Raw genomic sequence first — 16,424 nt, forward strand, 5'->3', positions numbered from 1 at the left:
ACCTCGTGCGCGACAGGACTGTGCGTCACCAGCAGCGTGGCACGGTCCCTCGTGGCGGAACGCAGATCGGCCAGCAGGGCCTGCGCCGTGTCGGCCTCCAGGCCCTCGGTGGGTTCGTCGAGCAGCAGGATCACCGGGTCGGCCAGCAACGCCCGCGCGAGCAGCAGCCGCTGGCGTTGCCCGCCCGACATCGACACCCCGCCCGAACCCGCGCGGGTGTCCCACCCGTCCGGCAGTGATTCGATCCAGTCGAGCAGCCGTGCCCGCCGGGCCGCGTCGGCCAGTTCGTCGCAAGTGGCGTCCGGTTTGGCGAGAGCCAGGTTGTCCCGGATGCTCGCGTCGAACACGTACGCGTCCTGTGTCACACCGGTGATCAAGGCGCGAACGTCGTCGCCGGGGAGCGTCCTGAGTTCACGACCGCCGATCGTGACGCTGCCCTCGTAGTCCACGAACCGCATCAGCACCGCGAGCAAGGTCGACTTCCCCACCCCGCTCGGACCGGCGACAGCGACCGTTCGCCCCGGCCGCACCACGAGGTCGACGGGGTCGTCCAGCCGCCCTGGAACACGCAGGCCGCGTACTTCAAGGATGTGCCCGTCCGGTGTCGCGGGTTCCTGTGGTTCGGGCACAGGTACTCGGGCGGCCGTCAACGACTCCAGCCGACGTGCGGACGTCCGGACATCACGCGACTTTCGCGCGGTGCCAGGCAATGGCGTGACCACTTCGAAGACCGCGACTGTCAGCACGACGAGCACGATGGCCGTGGTCAACGGCAGTCCGGCGTGCCGGACGGACACGATGGCCGCGATCACGGTCGCACCGTGGATGAGCAGGATCGCCGCCGTGGCGAGGCCCGCTGTCATCGCCCTGCGCCTTTCGAACGCGACGAGTTGGCCGTTGAGGTCACGCGCGGTCGCCGCGGCCGAGCCGGTCGCGTTGAACGCGGCGAGATCGGCGGCGCCCCGGAGCAGGTCAGTGGTGTGCGCGGCCAACGCACCACGCACGGCCTTCTCGGCACGCGTTCGTCCCGTGGACACGAAAACCAGCCACGGCACCAGAATCCCCGCGAGCAGCAGGCCAATCGCCAGGATCACGGCTGTCGGCAACGACAGCGTGGCGGTGAACCCGGTCGCCGCGACCGCGACCCCGGTGGCGACCGTCGCGGGAATCACGCAGCGCAGCAACAGGTCCTGTACGGCGTCGACATCGTCCACGAGCCGGGTCAACAGGTCTCCGCTGCGGAACGCCGCCACGCCGTCCGGCGCCAGCGGGATCAGCGCCTCGTACACCCGAGTCCGTTGCGCGGTCACGGCCGCCAGCGCCACGTCATGGCCGAGGAGCCGATCTGCGTAGCGGAGCACACCCCGGCCGAGGGCGAGCGCCCGTACGACGACGATGGCCACTGCCACGGCTGATATCTGCGGGTGTTCCGAGGCCCGCGCGATCAGCCACGCCGCGGTACCCATCAACGCCACCGCGGCCAGTTCAGCCGCGACCGCCGCCATGACAGCGGGCAACAAGCGCCGGTTCATCGTTGTCCACTTCGGATTGTGACGACGCGGTCGACGTGGTCGAGCAAAGCCGGGCGATGGGCGACGACCAGAGCCGTGCGTCCGGCCATCAGCCGCGCGGACGCGGCGGCGACCGCGGCCTCGCTCTCCGCGTCGAGATGGGCGGTGGCCTCGTCGAACAGCAGGATGGGCGCGTCACGCAGGAACGCGCGGGCGATCGCGATCCGCTGGCGTTGCCCCATCGACAGCCCGGATCCGTTCTCACCGAGCAAGGTGTCGTACCCGTCGGGCAGCCGGGTGATGAACTCGTCCGCCGCGGCCGCCCTGGCTGCCTGCACCACGTGCTCGATCGGCGCGCCCGGCCGTCCCAGACGGATGTTGTCGGCGACGGACACCGCGAACAGATGCGGTTTCTGCGGCACCCACGCGATCTGTTCGCGCCAGGCGGCCAAGGGGAGGTCTGCCAGATCACGCCGTCCCACCGTGACCCGGCCGGACTCCGGTTCGACGAAGCCGAGCAGGACCGCGAGCAGGGTCGACTTCCCCGCGCCGCTGGGCCCGACCAGACCGACGCGCTCGCCTGCCCGAATGCGCATCGAGATCCCGGTAACCGCTGGCATGTCCCGATCCGGGTACCGCACAGTGACGTCGTCGAACACGAGGTCGTGCGCGTCCGACACACCACCGGTCGCGGCCCGCTGCGGCGCCGGGGCGTCGTCGAGCGTGGCGAACACCCGGTCGGCGACAGCCACGCCCTCCGCGCTGTCGTGGAACGCCGTCCCTGCCGCGCGCAACGGCAGATACGCCTCTGGTGCGAGGAAAAGCACCAGCAGCGCGGTCGCCAGGTCCACGTCACCGCTCATCAACCGCAACCCCACCGGAACAGCCACGAGCGCGACCGACAGTGTGGCGACCCACTCGAGGACGAGCGAGGACAGGAACGCCACCCGCAACGTGCGCAGGGTCGCTCGCCGGTGGTCGTCCGACATCCGATGCACCACACCGATCTGGTCACGGGCCCGGCCGAACGCCCGCAGCGTGGGCAGACCGGCGACGACGTCGAGGAAGTGACCGCCGAGCCTGGACAGCAGCGCCCACTGGCGTGCCGTCCGCCGTCGGGTGTGCATGCCGACCAACGCGCCGAACACGGGAATCAACGGCAAGGTCACCACGACGACCACCGCCGAGATCCAGTCCGTGACCGCGAGAGCGGCGATCACCAGCGGCGGCACCACCGCGGCACCGACGGTCTTGGGCAGGTAGCTGGTGAAGTACGGGTCCAAGGCGTCGAGCCCGCGTGTGACCATTGTGGTCAGTTCCCCGTGCCGCTCCCGTCCCGCCCGAAGCGGCCCCATGCGCCGGATGTGGTCGAGAACGCGGCCACGCAGTTCGGCTTTGACCGTGGTGGCGGCGCGTTGTGCGAGCATCTGCTGCGCCCAGGCCAGGGCCGCGCGGGCCACGACCACACCAGCCAGGCCGAACAGCAGCGACACCGCTGCACCGGACAGGACCGACGCCAGGATGCTCGCCTGGAGAACGACGCACACCGCGGTCGAGATCGCCAACAGCCCGGTCACGACCAGGTGCCTGCGGATCGCGGGGATCTCTCGTGTCAACCGTCTTTGTGTTGCCCTCATGACGGCCTCAGAAGTAGGTGGGGGTGGTCGGGCCGACGCGGCCGCGGAACAGCCACCAGCTCCAGGCCTGGTAGACGGCGATCACCGGGACCAGGACAAGCCCGAACGGCAACAACGTCATCAGTGTGGTGTGGTCGGCCGCGCCTTGCGAGACGGTCAGCCCGCCCTCGCCGGACGTCAGGAAGTACGGGTACATCCCGGCCCCCACCAGCGGCACAGGCAGCAAGGCCGCCAGCGACGTGGCCGCGAACGCCCACCCGGAACGGTTACGGGCCACCAGCAGCACCGCGATCGTCAACGCGACCACAAGCGCTGCCACCAGAATGAACGCGACCGTTGGCCGGGTCACCGCTGTGCCACCGCTCAGTGCCGTGGTCAAAGCCACGGCCGCGATGGCTCCCAGCAACAAGGGCCGCGCCAGTCTCCTGGCTCGTTCCACGATGTCGCCGCTGCCGCGCAACGTCAGGAACACCGCTCCATGTCCGCCGAGCAGAAGCACATTGCTCACACCGGACATCACCACGAACGGGTTCACCACATCCGACCACCCCAGGGTGACGACCCCGTCTGTCCCATAGGGAACGCCGTGGAGCAGCACACCGACAACCAAACCCCACCCCACGGCAGCGATCAGCCCACCGGCCACGATCAGAACGTCCCACACCTGCGCGTTCCGCGCACGACTGCGGAGCTGCACAGCGGCCTTGCCGACCACCAAACCCAGCAACAGCAGCAGGAACAGCGGGTACAAGCCCGAGATGAGCGTGCCTTCCAGCCTCGGGAACGCACCGAACAACACCCCGGCGAACGCGATCAGCCACACCTCGTTGCCGAAGAAGAACGGGCCGAGCGCCGCCCGCACCACGCGCCGACCACGTTCGTCACGGCCGATCAGCGGGTACAGCATCTGCGTGCCGTAGTCGTAGCCGCCCAACACGAAGTAGCCGCCGAGGACCAGTCCCATCAGGACCAGCCATACCATTTCCATACTCACGCCCACTGCTCCTCTTGACCGATGTGGACACCGTCGGGCCCGCGCCGCACGAACCGCACGATCAGCCACCAGTTGGCGATGGCGAGCGCGAGCAGGACTGCCATGAAAGCGATCAGCGAGGTCCACATCGTCGCCGTGCTCACGTGGGAAACGGCCTGGTCGACGGTGAGTTCGCCGTAGACGACCCACGGTTGCCGACCGACCTCGCGAAACAGCCACCCGCCAAGGGAAGCGACGAACGGCAACGGGACGATGACCACCGTCAGCCACGCGACCCATCGAACCGCCCACCGGAAGAACACCAGAATCGCCGCGATCGCCGTGATGGTGTTGATCGTGTAGCCGAGGTAGACCATGACGTCGTGTGCCAGCGCGACGAACCCGCCGCCTTCGGCCGCGGCGAGCTTCGACGGCTGTGTCCTGCCCAGCAACGGATACTGGAGCGCGCCCACCTCGTACACCGCGATGCTCAGCACCGCACCGGCCACTGTCCCCCACCGCAGCCATCCGCGGAAGAACTCACGATCCCCTTTGAGGTACCGGTACGCGCTCACACCCGCCACGAACATCGCTCCGGTCATCAACGCGGCCACGGTGACGTGCGCGAGGGCGAGCAGCGCGCTCGGGTTGGTCATCACCGCCCCAAGGTCAGTCAGGTACGCGATGCCGTCGCGCATCTCGTGGCCGACGGGGTGCTGCATGAACCCGTTGGCCACCAGGATGAAGTACGCCGAGGCGTACGCGGTCAACGCGACCAGCCAGATCAGCGTGGCGTGCAGCGCGGGCCGCAACCGTCCCCAGCCGAAGATCCACATCCCGAGGAAGGTGGATTCGGCGAAGAACGCGATGAGCGTCTCCAGCGCGATCGGCGCGCCGATGACGTTCCCGGCGACCTTGCCGAGACCGCTCCAGCCCAGTCCGAACTGGAACTCCATCACGAGCCCGGTGACGATGCCCAGCGCGTAGTTCACCACGTAGAGCTGGCCCCAGAAGCGGGTCGCTCTCAGCAGCTTGGCTTTCCGTTCCTGGTCGCGGCTGAGCACGGCGGCGGTGTGCGTGATCGCCACGAGGGGAACCAGCCCCAGCGTCAGGATGACGAACAGCCAGTGGATGCTCGTCGTTCCCGCGAACTGCAACCGGGCCAGATCCACAACGTCCATGCCGTGGACGCTACGAGCTCCCGCTTATAACATCCACGACCAATACGGCCATGAGTTCATGTCTTCCGGAGCATGACTTGGGCGAGGTCGCGCAGCTTCAACGCCGCCGCTGGCAGGTACGTGTCCTCGCGCCACACCAGGCTCAACACGCGTTCGCAGCCAGGCGCGTCGATCTCGATCCACACCCCGGAACCACCGGTCGGCGTCTGCGCCCCGCGCGACATCGCCGGCACAAGCCCGACGCCCAGCCCGGCACTGATCAGATCCGCCGACGTGCCCAGCTCGTCGCACTCGCACGCGATCACCGGGCGCAACCCGGCGCCCGCGAACAACCGGTCCAGCAGCGCCCTCGGCCAGTACCCCACCCGGGAGGTCACGAACGGCTCCCCTGCCAATTCCGCCACGGTGACGCGGTCCTTCGACGCGAGCGGATGCGTCGTCGGAACGCCGAGCAGCACCCGTTCCCGCAGGAGTTCGACCGACCGCAGCGACGGCCCGGCCAGCGGCTGCGAGGCGAAGCACAAGTCCACCTCGCGGTCACCGAGCTGACGCACCATGGTGTCGGCGTTCGACTGGAACAACCGGACGTCGACGCCCGGGTACTCGTTGCGCAACCGCGCCACCAGCGGGGTGACCGTCAGCAGGGTCTCCGCCGCGACCGTGACACGGCCGTGTTCGAGCCCGGCCGCGTCCGCCAGTTCCCGGCGTGCCTCGTCCAGCTCGCCCAACGCCCGGTCCACGCGCCGCAGGAACGCCATGCCGAACGAGTTGAGCCGCACCTGCCGCCCCAGGCGGTCGAACAGCGGGACGCCGAGCTCCTTCTCCAGGCGCGCGATGGTCCGGCTCACCGACGGCTGGGCGACCCGCAGCTCCTCGGCCGCCTTGCTGATGTGTTCCCGCCGCGCGACGACCTGGAAGTAGCGCAGTTGCAGCAGGTCCATGGCTTCTCCGTGAGCTCAGTCGCCGGCCTGCAGCTCCTCGTGCAGGCCTCCCAGCGCGGTGACGTCGTCGACGTCGCCGGTGTGCGCACGAGTGAACCAGGTCGTGTACTCGGCGATCTCCGACAGGCGCCAGTCGAGCCGGAACAGCTCGATCATCGCCTGGTCGGCGTCGACAGAGCCGACCAGATCCACCAGGTCACGCTCCCGCGGCGCGAGGGCGAGCGACTCCCAGTCGACGAACACGAGTCGTCCCCCAGCCACGACCTGGTTGTCGTTGTGTGGTTCGCCGTGGGTGGCCACCCAGGTATGGCGCTGCCGTTGTGCCTGCTCGGTGAGCTGGAGGTAGCGCGTCGTCCAGCGGCCGATGTCGTCGAGACGTGCGGCGATGGCGGTCCTGGCCTCTTCCCCCAGCGGCCCCGCCGTCCACGGCTCGCTCACGGCCCGCGCCGTCCGATCAGAGAAGTCGGCGCCGACTGGTGGCGTCCACACCGGGATTCCCGGCGGTGGGGTGCTGCCGTGCAACACGTCCAGCGCGGCGATCACCTCGCGGAGGTGGCCGGGTTCGGCCGCCTGCACCTCGGTCGGGGTGATGCCGTCCAGCCAGGCGGTGACGCTGAGGGCCTGCTCGCCCAGCCGGACCGTGAACGTGCCCGTCGTGGCGGGCAGCGGCGGCCACACGGCGGACATTCCCGCTTTGGCCAGCGCGGCCGCACCGGCGTACGCGCCTTCCAGCGACTCGTCGGTGTGCCGGGGCGCCAGCCCGTCCAGGGTCACGAACAGCTGCCTGCCGCCGACGACCTTCCAGTGGTGCGCGCCGAAGCCGACCGGGAGGTGGGTCGCTGTCTCGGCGTCGTCGAGCCAGTACTTGCGGACGGCTTCGAGGACGGCGTCGTCGGTGACCGTGTCCGGCGGGGTGAGCATGGCCGCATCCTCGCAGGCGCGCGGCCGTGACCACTACCGATTTCGGTTCCGGGAGAAAAGTGCAAGAACGGTCGGGCAGTGTGACGATCGCAGGAGAGTCCGCCGTGGTCGACAGGGGTGTGGGAAATGCGCGTGGTCCAGGTCCTCAGTGCCTGTGCACTGGTGACGTTGACGGCATGCGGCCAGCAGGCCGACCCGGCGCAGAGCACGCCACCCGCGGGTCAGAGCGACCGGATCGAGCTGGCGAAGAAGTACGCGCCGCTGGTGGTCCTCGGCAAGGACGAGAAACACCGGCCGATCGACGCGACCACGTTCATCGCCAACTCGGAGCTGCGGTGGAACCGGGACGGCGGCTGCAAGGACGACGAGGTCGACAAACACCCGACACCGCAGTCGCTGACGGACCCCAACCGCTACCACCGGCGGGAGTCGGCGGGTCTTGGCGAGAGCATCCCGCCGTGTGAGCAAAGTGGACGCGAGTTCAACACCACCGACCCGACCCGGCCGTACGACAACGCGGAGCTGGGCGCCAACGGGTACTTCCTCGACGCCAACAACGACCTGCACGACAAGGGCACCAACACGGCACCGTCCTACGTGCAGTACGTGGACGGCACGGACGCGCACAAGGGCAAAACAGGGTACGTGTACTGGTTCTTCTTCCCGTGGAACCAGTGGACGAACCCGTTGGGTGGCCTGGGCGGCAACCACGAGGGCGACTGGGAACGAGTCACCGTGATCGTCGACGACGCCAAGGGCCCGGAAGCGATCGTGTACACGTACCACGGCCACGAATGCCGCAGGCCGCTGACCGAAGTGGACGTGACCGAGGGACGCTTGACGGTGTACTCGGCCGTCGGCACCCACGCCTCCTACCCGGTCGGCGACGTCAAGTACAAGAACAAGGAACTGCCGCCAGGCCTGAAGGACTGGGGCAAGCTGGAGGACAGCACCAGCAAGACCGGTGAGAAGTGGCAGATCTGGAACACGCTCAGGGAAGTCGAGCGGGAGCCGTGGTGGGGTTACGCTGGCGGCTGGGGCGAGGTCGGCGGGAGCGCGGCCACGAACCAGGTCCCCATCCCGTCCGTGCGAACGGACCTGGAGAAGCGGCAGACCGGCCCGGCGGGGCCGTCGAAGCACAAGAACGAGCAGATCCGCACCGAGGCGTTCACCGACCACACGTGCCAGGCCCCGGAGTCAGGCGAGTCCACCCCGACCACCGAGTCCAGCGGACCAACGCAGCCCACGACGCCCGTGACCGTGCCGAACACCAAAGAAGGCGCTATTCAGCGGTACGAGCAGGCCCTGCACGCCATCGGCAATGAGGACACCGCGACGCTGTGCGAGATCGCGGCACCGGCCATGAAGACGGTCCCGATGCCGTGCGACAAGGCATTCCAGGCCATGTTCCGGATGATTCCCGCAGCCAAGCGGAAGGCTTTGCAGACCGCTACCGTCGATCCGGCCAAGGTACAGGTGAAGTCCGGGCAGGTCACTATTCCTGCTGCCGCCATCAAGGCCGGGGTTCCTTTCGCCGAGCGGGAGCTCGGGATTCAGACTTTGGCCTACATGAATGACAACTGGTTCATCATCGACACCTGATTCTTTTCGTTCCGGTTTCGGTATGCCCCAGCCCACCGCGGCCCAAAAAGCCAGAGAATACCGACCGGTCAAGCATCGAACACATCAACGGCCCGCTCCAGCACGGCGACGATCTCACCGACACTCAACCGCACCGCCCCTTCCCGGTCGCCGACGCCGTCGATCTGTGACCGCAGCCGGTACTGAAGCATGCCGTCCGGAAGCAACTCCGCAGACAGGTCGTCAGTAGTAGGCCCCCAGTGAGCGAAGTCCGGCAACTGCCCAGCTCGATAGCGATCGACATCCAACCGCAAAGAGTGAGCGAACTGAGGCACATAAGCCACGTTGTCGAATGGCGTAACAATACGGCCATCCAGCCACACCGTGCAGGCTCGCAGTTGCGCCCCGTCTGGGTCGGCCGGTCCGATCTCGAGCGCAAAACGCGACCGATCCCCAATCAGGATCTCCGCCGCACACCAGCGAGAAACGTCGAAGTCGAAGTCGAGCGCAGCGGCGACAGCATCCATTGTGGCCGCAGTAGCCTTATCGTCGAGCGCGACCGACTCCGGTAGACCGTCGAAACCCAACTGCTCCAACGTGACGCGCAGGTTCGGATAGCCGGGCGCCCGATCAGGGTAAGTGGTGTACACGCCAATGTTGCGCAGCGTTGGCACATGCTGTCGATCCACACCGGACAGCCGGGTACCCGCGAGGTACACACGCGCGACCCGGTGATAGGGAGCGGCGTAGTCAGCGGGACCCAACTCGACCGCGAGACTCGCCTGGTCGCCGTGGATCCCGGCGGTCCGCTCGGCGAACGCTCCGAGCAGTTCGTCGGCGGCGGGGCGCCATGCCGCCTGGTCCTCGCCGTCGACTGTCGGTTCGGACTGCCGCCCTGCCAGACCGAGCAAGCCCTTGCCGCTGTGGTGGCGTACCAGTGGCTCCGGGTCGAGCATCCCGCGGTGCAATGCGGCCAGTGATCGCGGGGTGATCGGCAACGCCCGCAGCGCGATGGCCGCGTCGATCCGCTCGCTCCAATGCCCGAATCCTTCGAGCACCGCGGCCACCTCGGACACGTACTCCTCAACTCCAGTCAGCTCGCACAGCACCTGCGCAGTGCGCACGCGGAACACTCCATGCGCCGAGGCGAGCGTGGACCGCAGCAACGCAACCGTGTCCGACGGCGCACGGCCGAGACGGGCCAGCGCGCCCAGTGATTCGACCGCGACGTGATCATGGTCGGCGACACCGGCGCGCAGCATCTGTTCCGCTCGCTCCGGCGTTCGCTCGTGCTCGGCGATCAGTGCGTCGATGTCGGCGCCTTCGTGCCGCACCAAGTACGGGTCGCCGAACACTTCCCGGCGGAATTCATGCCACACCGCAAGAGGTTAGCCCAGTAGCCGACATCACAATGAAATTAGGTAAGGCTTACCTTATCTTGGAGGGAGTGATGATCTAGGAGAGGGTGTTCGTCATGAACTCGTCCCCGATGGAACGAGCTTGCCGACCGCCGCGGGTGAACCGTTCCCTCCGGGTGGCCGTCGTCGGTGCCGGGCCTGCCGGTATCTACGCGGCCGACTTCCTGGCCAAGTCCGGAGCCGAGGTCGACGTCGACATCTTCGAACGGATGCCCGCGCCGTTCGGCCTGATCCGCTACGGCGTCGCACCCGACCACCCGCGGATCAAGGGCATCGTCGACGCTCTGCACCGGGTTCTCGGCAAGCCCGGTGTCCGGCTGTTCGGCAACGTCCACTACGGCATGGACCTCAAGCTCGACGACCTCCGTCAGCACTACGACGCCGTCATCTTCGCGACCGGCGCGATCCACGACCGGCCACTCGACATCCCCGGCATCGGGCTCGACGGCAGCTACGGCGCCGCCGACTTCGTGTCCTGGTACGACGGGAATCCCCACGTGTCACGGACCTGGCCGTTGCACGCGAACAGCGTCGCCGTTCTCGGCGTCGGCAACGTCGCCCTGGACATCGCGCGGGTGCTGGCGAAGTCCGCCGACGAGATGCTGTCCACCGAGATCCCCGACAACGTCTACCAGGGCCTGCTCGACAGCGCTGTCACCGATGTCCACGTCTTCGGCAGGCGTGGACCCGCGCAGGCCAAGTTCACCCCGCTCGAACTGCGGGAACTGGATCACTCCACCACGTTCGAGGTCGTCGTCGATCCGGCGGACATCGAGTTCGACGACGGCTCGATGGCCGCGATCCGCGGCTCCAAGCAGGTCGACATGGTCGTGAAAACCCTGCAGGAGTGGGCGATCCGCGACCGCAAACCCCACCGCAGGCGGCTGCACCTGCACTTCTTCCACTCCCCCGTCGAGGTGCTCGGCAACGACGGCGTGGTCACCGGTCTGCGAACCGAGCGCACCGAACTCACCGGGGACGGCAACGTCCGTGGCACGGGCCGCTACCACGACTGGGACGTGCAGGCCGTGTACCGGGCGGTCGGCTACCTGCCGTCGCATCTCGCCGACCTGCCTTTCGACCATGACGCCGGGACCGTGCCGCACGAGTCCGGCCGGGTGCTGAGCATCGACGACAACCAGCTTGAGGGCGTCTACGTCACCGGGTGGGTCAAGCGCGGCCCGATCGGCCTCATCGGGCACACCAAGGGGTGTGCGGCCGAGACCGTCAACAGCCTGCTCACCGATGCGCCCAACCTGCCGGGCGCGCCCCACCGTGATCCCGATGCGATCGAGGACTTCCTCAGCGCGCGGGGCATCGACTACACCACGTGGGACGGGTGGCTGCGGCTCGACGAGCACGAGCGGACCCTCGGCCGGGAACGCGGACGTGAGCGGATCAAGGTCGTCGAGCACGAGGACATGGTGCGGATCTCGCGCGGTTAGGTCGTGTACCGAGGCCCCGATCCCGACTGTCGCGGACGGGGCCTCGATACACGGCCTAGTCTTCTGCTGTGCCGAAGCGGATGGTCTTCCTGCTCCTGGTGGCAGTCGGCGTTCTCGGGATCGTCGGGGTAGGGAGCCTGCTCGTCGGCGCGCAACCGGTGAACGTCGGCGAGGCGTTGCGTGTGGTGTTCGCCGATGACCGCAGCGACGCGGCTGTCATCGTGCACGACCTGCGCATGCCTCGTACCGTGCTCGGGATCTGTGTGGGAGTGGCGCTCGGACTTGCCGGGGCGTTGATGCAGTCCCTGACGCGCAATTCGATCGCGGATCCCGGCATCCTCGGCGTCAACGCCGGGGCCGCGTTCGGTGTCCTGGTCGCCGTGGTCGGGTTCGGTGTCGGGCAGTTCAGCGGGTACGTGTGGTTCGCGTTCCTCGGTGCCGCGCTGAGCACGGCGCTGGTCTACCTGATCGGCACGGTCGGGCCGCCGACGACCGCGCCCGTTCGGCTCGTGCTCGCCGGGACGGCTGTCGGTGCGGCGCTGGTCGCGTGCGCCGAAGGCATCGTTTTCCTCGATCCCAAGGCTTTCGACGAGTACCGGTTCTGGATCGTCGGTGACGTCGCCAAGCCCGACCTGTCCGTCACGGGTCAGTTCCTCCCGTTCCTCGTCGCGGGCGTCGTGCTGGCGTTGCTGCTGGGACCGCCGCTGAACGCGCTCGCGCTCGGCGACGACCTCGGCAGCGCGTTGGGTGTCCGGGTCGCCAGGACGCGGATCCTGACCGGGATCGCCGTGCTGCTGCTCTCCGGTGCGGCCACGGCCGCAGCCGGGCCGATCGCGTTCGTCGGGCTGGCCGCGCCGCACCTGGCCAGGACGGTCACCGGGACCGACCAGCGCTGGCTGCTGCCGTTTTCGGCGGTCGTCGGCGCGATCGTGGTCCTGCTCGCCGACATCCTTGGCCGGGTGGTCCTGCCGTCCGGAGAACTGCGGGTGTCGGTCATGACGGCCATTGTCGGCGCGCCCTTCTTCGTCTTCCTCGTGCGCAGGAAGAGGGCCGTCGCATGACCGCCCGCAGCGTCCGGGTCGCCAGCTTCTCACTGCGGTATTCCCCTCGCGCGTTCATCACGTCGACGCTGCTCGGTGCCCTGCTGGTGGTGCTCACCGGTTACGCGTTGACGGTCGGCAAGTTCACCATCCCGGTCGGGCAGGTCCTGTCCATGCTGACCGGAACGCCTGGGCCGCAAGGCGTCGACTACGTGTTCTGGACCGTGCGGATGCCCCGCGTGCTCACCGCCGTGCTCGTCGGTGTCCTGTTCGGCGTCGCCGGGGACATCGTCCAGAGCCTGTCCCGCAACCCGCTGGGCAGTCCGGACGTGCTCGGGTTCGGCGGCGGCGCGGCAACCGGCGCCATCCTGCAGATCCTGGTCCTCGGCGGTGGTTCCGTCGCGATCGCGTTCAGCGCGCTGGTCGGCGCGTTCGCCACCGCGTTCCTGGTCTACGCGATCGCGTACCGCCGTGGCGTCGTCAGCTACCGGCTCGTCCTCGCCGGGATCGGCATCGCCGCACTGCTGGCCGCGGTCAACCGGTACCTGCTCATCAGCGCCGACGTGACCGACGCCTACCGCGCCGCGGTGTGGCTGACCGGAAGCCTGCTCGACCGGACGTGGAACCACGTCACCATCGCGACGGTCGCGGCAGGGGTACTGCTTCCCTTCGCGTTCGCGCTGTCCACCAGGCTGCGGCTGCTGGAGATGGGCGACGACACCAGCGCGAGCCTCGGCGTCACGCCCGAACGCACGAGGACGGCGCTGTTCGTGGTCGCCGTCGGGCTCACCGGCGCCGCGGTCGCCAGCGCCGGGCCGATCGCGTTCGTCGCGCTGGCCGCACCGCACATCGCCCGGCGGCTGGTCAACGCGGCCGGGCCGAGCCTGGCCGCGTCGGGGTTGGTCGGCGCGATCCTGCTGCTGGGCGCGGACCTGGCCTGCCAACAGGTGTTCCCGACCGGTGACCTGCCAGCGGGCGTGGCCACCGGCGCACTCGGCGGGCTGTACCTCGCTGTCGTGCTGGGCACGCGGTGGCGCAAGGCTTCCCGCTAGATCTTGGGCAGGATCTTCTCGATGTCGCCGAGCATCGAGGTGGCCGCGGACGTCGACCCGCCGTCCCACCACGACGTCCTCGGCACCTCGAACACCTTGCCCGCCTGCACCGCGGGCAGCCGCTTCCACAGCTCACCGCCGGTGTACTTGGCGAACGTGGACGTGACCTTGCCGCCGTCGAACGCCCCGCCGCCGTTGAAGTGGAGGATCACGTCGGCGTCGGCGAGAGTGCCGACCTGTTCCGGCGACAGCTTGGTGAACGTGTCGCCCGGCTTGGCGGGCGCGCTGGACGGCGTGCGCTGGACGCCCATGTCGGTGAGCACGCGGGACGGGAAGATGACCGAGTCGGTGATGATCCGCAGTTCGTCGGTGGTGAACCGGAGCAGCACGATCTTCTTCGCACCGAGGACCTGCGCGTGGCGGGTACGGAACTCCGACGCGCGGGCGCGGTACTCGTCCAGCTTGCGTTGCTGTGCCTCGCGAACACCGAGGATGTCCGCGACAGTCAGCGCCGCGTCGTGCCATTCGACCTTGTCACGGGTGTTCGCGTAGGCCACGGTCGCGGTGAGGCCGGACACCGCCGGGTACTTGTCCTGCAAGGACGCGGTGTTGCCGATGATCAGGTCCGGCCCGAACGTCGCGAGCTTCTCCACGTCGACCTGGCCGAACCCGAGGTGCTGGAAGGGCCGCGCGGGCAGGTACGGCGGCACGGGCGGGTCCGCGTCCAGCGTGGCCGAGGCGACCAGCGGGATGTCGTGCTCCAGCGCGACCTGCAGCGCCTGGCCCGGGTCGAGCGTGATCACCCGTTTCGGCGACACCGGGACGTTGCTCTCGCCGTAGGGGTGTTTGACCGCCTTCGTCGCCCCGCCGCCGGGCGATGGCGACTGACCGCCCGGCCCGCAGGCCGCGGCGGCCGCCCCCACGGCCACGATCAGAAACGTCCGCCTGCGCAGCGCCTCACTCATGGCCTCATCCTCGCAGAAATCAGGACGGAGTGGCCACGCATCCGTTTCCGGTGACCAGCCGGAGCTGGCGGCGCACGGCGTTCAGATACGCGCAGCCATCCCGTCGGTTCGGCTCGATGTAACCGCCTTCGTGCCACTCGTTCCACGCGTACAACGACACGAAGTTATCCACAGTGGACGGACGGGCGGACTCGGCGACGTCGGCGCGGACCGCGGCGAGCACCCGCTCGAACCCGGTGAGGTCGGCGTCGTCGTACCAGCGGAAGCTCGCCCGCAGCGCGGCCGGATCCGGGCCGGGGTCCCCGATGGCGATGCCGATCCTCGGCCGCTCGTCGAAGTCGGACGTGGCACAACGCAGCAACGTGCCCGGGAAGTTCGAGAAGAACCGGCGCTGGTTGTCGGCGTACGCCCGGTACGAGCGCGACGGGTCGAACTGGCCAAGGCAGTCGCTGCCGTCGAAACCGGCGCCGACCGGCGGCACACCGTTCACCGTGATCAGGACTTCCTCGCCGAACCGCGCACGTGCCCGCTCGCGGATCGCGTCGGTGAACTGCCTGGTGTCCTCGACGTCGATGTGGTCGACGTCGCCGCCGCCGATCCCCCGCGCGTCGCAGACGCCGATCACCGGCCTGCCGTCGTTGGCGCGCAAGTAGTTCGGCTGCGACAGGTAGGTGTCGACGATCGTGTCGGCGGCCTTGGTGATCTGCTCGGCGGGCAATCGCAGCGCCGTGGTGCCGTCCTTCCACGGGTGCAGGCACGTCACGACGTTGAAGTCCATCTGGCCGCGGTTGGTCGCCGCCATGTACGCCTTCAGGCCCTCGGTGTAGTTCTCCGCGCCGCCGTCGGCGGGATTCCAGTACCAGTAGAAGCTGAAGTACCGCAGCCCGGCGCCGGATGCCTGGACGACGTGCTTGCGCAGGGTGTCCGGGCGGGAGTCGTCGTAGTACCCGATCGCCGGTTCGCGGTCGGTGAAGTCCTCCCCCGGCCAGTGCCACGCGTTGCGGGGCACACCGGACCCGGCGAAGTCGCGCAGCCCGCCCCACCAGTCCCCCGGCCGGTGGTGGATCTCCTCGGTCCTCGCCATCATCGCCTGGTTGCCGTCGCGGTCGAACGTGCCGAAGTAGATCGCACCGGCTCGGTGGAAGACCGGCCAGGCGTAGCCGAGCTGCTGTTCGATCCGGTAGCCGCGGTCGGCGAACTCGGACTGCCTCGCGGCGGGCACGACCCGCCGTTCGGCGCCGTTGGACATCCGGTAGAGCGCGTCGGTGCCGGTCTGCCGCCTGGCCGCGACGTGGCCGAGAACGCCCTCCTGGACGAACTTCCCCGAGTCCACCAAGGACTGCCGCTCGTGTTCCGACGCCGTCAGCAGGTACTCCGCCTGCTGCGCGCCACGCAGCCGGTACACCGGTGTACTGCCGGGAAACGCCTGTCTGCGCAGGTATCCGAGCCTGGATGGCACCGGCTTCATCCCGTGCTGGCTCGCCGCGGCGGCGCCCTCGGCCTGGGAGAGCGTCCAGAACCACCCGATCGTGTCAGCCGTGCGGTATTCCAGCAGCGGCACGGGATCGGTGACCTTGCCTTCCGCGTTCATCGCGGCGCGGATCTGGTCCTGTGTGGCGACGGTGCGCACCACGTGCGGTTGTTGCGGCGCGCCAACGCAAACGGTGAGCACCAGCGCACCCACGACCACACATGCCCAGCGTGACCCCTGCGATTTCCCTGCTGTCACAGGCCAGAGCGTACTCATGGGCCGATGCGA

At 68.7% G+C, this 16,424-nt stretch carries 12 protein-coding genes and 1 pseudogene; 4 read left to right on the top strand and 9 right to left on the bottom strand.

Annotation, left to right across the window (positions count from 1 at the left end):
* Window positions 1–74: 74 nt before the first annotated feature.
* The 6 genes and pseudogenes from cydC to ALI144C_RS41305 form a co-directional block, all read right to left on the bottom strand.
* Window positions 75–1,532, bottom strand: a pseudogene (gene cydC, locus ALI144C_RS58090) (thiol reductant ABC exporter subunit CydC); the annotation flags it as partial.
* The gene (gene cydD, locus ALI144C_RS41285; RefSeq protein ID WP_237774559.1) at window positions 1,529–3,127 is read right to left on the bottom strand and encodes a thiol reductant ABC exporter subunit CydD; all 1,599 of its coding nucleotides are present in this window, start codon (window positions 3,125–3,127) and stop codon (window positions 1,529–1,531) included. The pseudogene cydC and the gene cydD, both read right to left, overlap by 4 nt.
* Before the next feature lie 28 nt (window positions 3,128–3,155).
* Window positions 3,156–4,136, bottom strand: coding sequence for a cytochrome d ubiquinol oxidase subunit II (gene cydB, locus ALI144C_RS41290; RefSeq protein ID WP_076992640.1), 981 nt, complete (start codon window positions 4,134–4,136; stop codon window positions 3,156–3,158).
* Between the two features lie 2 nt (window positions 4,137–4,138).
* Window positions 4,139–5,302, bottom strand: coding sequence for a cytochrome ubiquinol oxidase subunit I (locus ALI144C_RS41295; RefSeq protein WP_076992641.1), 1,164 nt, complete (start codon window positions 5,300–5,302; stop codon window positions 4,139–4,141).
* Between the two features lie 56 nt (window positions 5,303–5,358).
* Window positions 5,359–6,243: a LysR family transcriptional regulator gene (locus tag ALI144C_RS41300; protein WP_076992642.1), complete on the bottom strand. Its 885-nt coding sequence runs from the start codon at window positions 6,241–6,243 to the stop codon at window positions 5,359–5,361.
* A 15-nt stretch (window positions 6,244–6,258) separates the two neighbouring features.
* Window positions 6,259–7,164 (bottom strand): aminoglycoside phosphotransferase, encoded by a 906-nt coding sequence (locus tag ALI144C_RS41305; protein ID WP_076992643.1) that lies wholly within the window; start codon window positions 7,162–7,164, stop codon window positions 6,259–6,261.
* A gap of 126 nt (window positions 7,165–7,290) precedes the next feature.
* On the opposite strand from ALI144C_RS41305, the gene ALI144C_RS41310 reads away from it, so the two are divergent.
* Window positions 7,291–8,766, top strand: coding sequence for a hypothetical protein (locus ALI144C_RS41310; protein WP_076992644.1), 1,476 nt, complete (start codon window positions 7,291–7,293; stop codon window positions 8,764–8,766).
* A 68-nt stretch (window positions 8,767–8,834) separates the two neighbouring features.
* On the opposite strand, the gene ALI144C_RS41315 is transcribed toward ALI144C_RS41310, so the two are convergent.
* Window positions 8,835–10,124 carry a hypothetical protein gene (locus ALI144C_RS41315; protein ID WP_143231163.1) on the bottom strand — a complete coding sequence of 430 codons (1,290 nt, stop codon included), beginning with the start codon at window positions 10,122–10,124 and terminating at the stop codon, window positions 8,835–8,837.
* Window positions 10,125–10,234: 110 nt separating this feature from the next.
* Here ALI144C_RS41315 and ALI144C_RS41320 point away from each other — a divergent pair, with 110 nt between their 5' ends.
* From ALI144C_RS41320 to ALI144C_RS41330, 3 genes are all read left to right on the top strand, one after another.
* Window positions 10,235–11,608, top strand: a complete 1,374-nt coding sequence (locus ALI144C_RS41320) for an FAD-dependent oxidoreductase (protein ID WP_076992844.1) — start codon at window positions 10,235–10,237, stop codon at window positions 11,606–11,608.
* A gap of 68 nt (window positions 11,609–11,676) precedes the next feature.
* The gene (locus tag ALI144C_RS41325) at window positions 11,677–12,669 is read left to right on the top strand and encodes a FecCD family ABC transporter permease (protein ID WP_237774560.1); all 993 of its coding nucleotides are present in this window, start codon (window positions 11,677–11,679) and stop codon (window positions 12,667–12,669) included.
* Window positions 12,666–13,700: a FecCD family ABC transporter permease gene (locus ALI144C_RS41330; protein WP_076992647.1), complete on the top strand. Its 1,035-nt coding sequence runs from the start codon at window positions 12,666–12,668 to the stop codon at window positions 13,698–13,700. The genes ALI144C_RS41325 and ALI144C_RS41330 overlap by 4 nt, the downstream gene beginning before the upstream one ends.
* On the opposite strand, the gene ALI144C_RS41335 is transcribed toward ALI144C_RS41330, so the two are convergent.
* Together ALI144C_RS41335 and ALI144C_RS41340 are read right to left on the bottom strand one after the other, a co-directional pair.
* Window positions 13,697–14,665: an ABC transporter substrate-binding protein gene (locus ALI144C_RS41335; RefSeq protein ID WP_076992648.1), complete on the bottom strand. Its 969-nt coding sequence runs from the start codon at window positions 14,663–14,665 to the stop codon at window positions 13,697–13,699. The genes ALI144C_RS41330 and ALI144C_RS41335 overlap by 4 nt on opposite strands.
* 19 nt (window positions 14,666–14,684) lie before the next feature.
* Window positions 14,685–16,394, bottom strand: a complete 1,710-nt coding sequence (locus ALI144C_RS41340; RefSeq protein ID WP_168211483.1) for a glycoside hydrolase family 99-like domain-containing protein — start codon at window positions 16,392–16,394, stop codon at window positions 14,685–14,687.
* Window positions 16,395–16,424: the final 30 nt, after the last annotated feature.

It is taken from the genome of Actinosynnema sp. ALI-1.44, assembly GCF_001984155.1.
In the GTDB taxonomy this organism is placed as follows: Bacteria; Actinomycetota; Actinomycetes; order Mycobacteriales; family Pseudonocardiaceae; genus Kibdelosporangium.

Bases quoted from the DNA above. Each gene is read 5' to 3' on its own strand.
- ALI144C_RS41310 (WP_076992644.1), top strand. From the start codon at position 7,291: ATGCGCGTGGTCCAGGTCCTCAGTGCCTGTGCACTGGTGACGTTGACG.
- ALI144C_RS41335 (WP_076992648.1), bottom strand. From the start codon at position 14,665: ATGAGTGAGGCGCTGCGCAGGCGGACGTTTCTGATCGTGGCCGTGGGG.
- ALI144C_RS41320 (WP_076992844.1), top strand. From the start codon at position 10,235: ATGGAACGAGCTTGCCGACCGCCGCGGGTGAACCGTTCCCTCCGGGTG.
- ALI144C_RS41305 (WP_076992643.1), bottom strand. From the start codon at position 7,164: ATGCTCACCCCGCCGGACACGGTCACCGACGACGCCGTCCTCGAAGCC.
- ALI144C_RS41330 (WP_076992647.1), top strand. From the start codon at position 12,666: ATGACCGCCCGCAGCGTCCGGGTCGCCAGCTTCTCACTGCGGTATTCC.
- ALI144C_RS41300 (WP_076992642.1), bottom strand. From the start codon at position 6,243: ATGGACCTGCTGCAACTGCGCTACTTCCAGGTCGTCGCGCGGCGGGAA.
- ALI144C_RS41295 (WP_076992641.1), bottom strand. From the start codon at position 5,302: ATGGACGTTGTGGATCTGGCCCGGTTGCAGTTCGCGGGAACGACGAGC.
- cydB (WP_076992640.1), bottom strand. From the start codon at position 4,136: ATGGAAATGGTATGGCTGGTCCTGATGGGACTGGTCCTCGGCGGCTAC.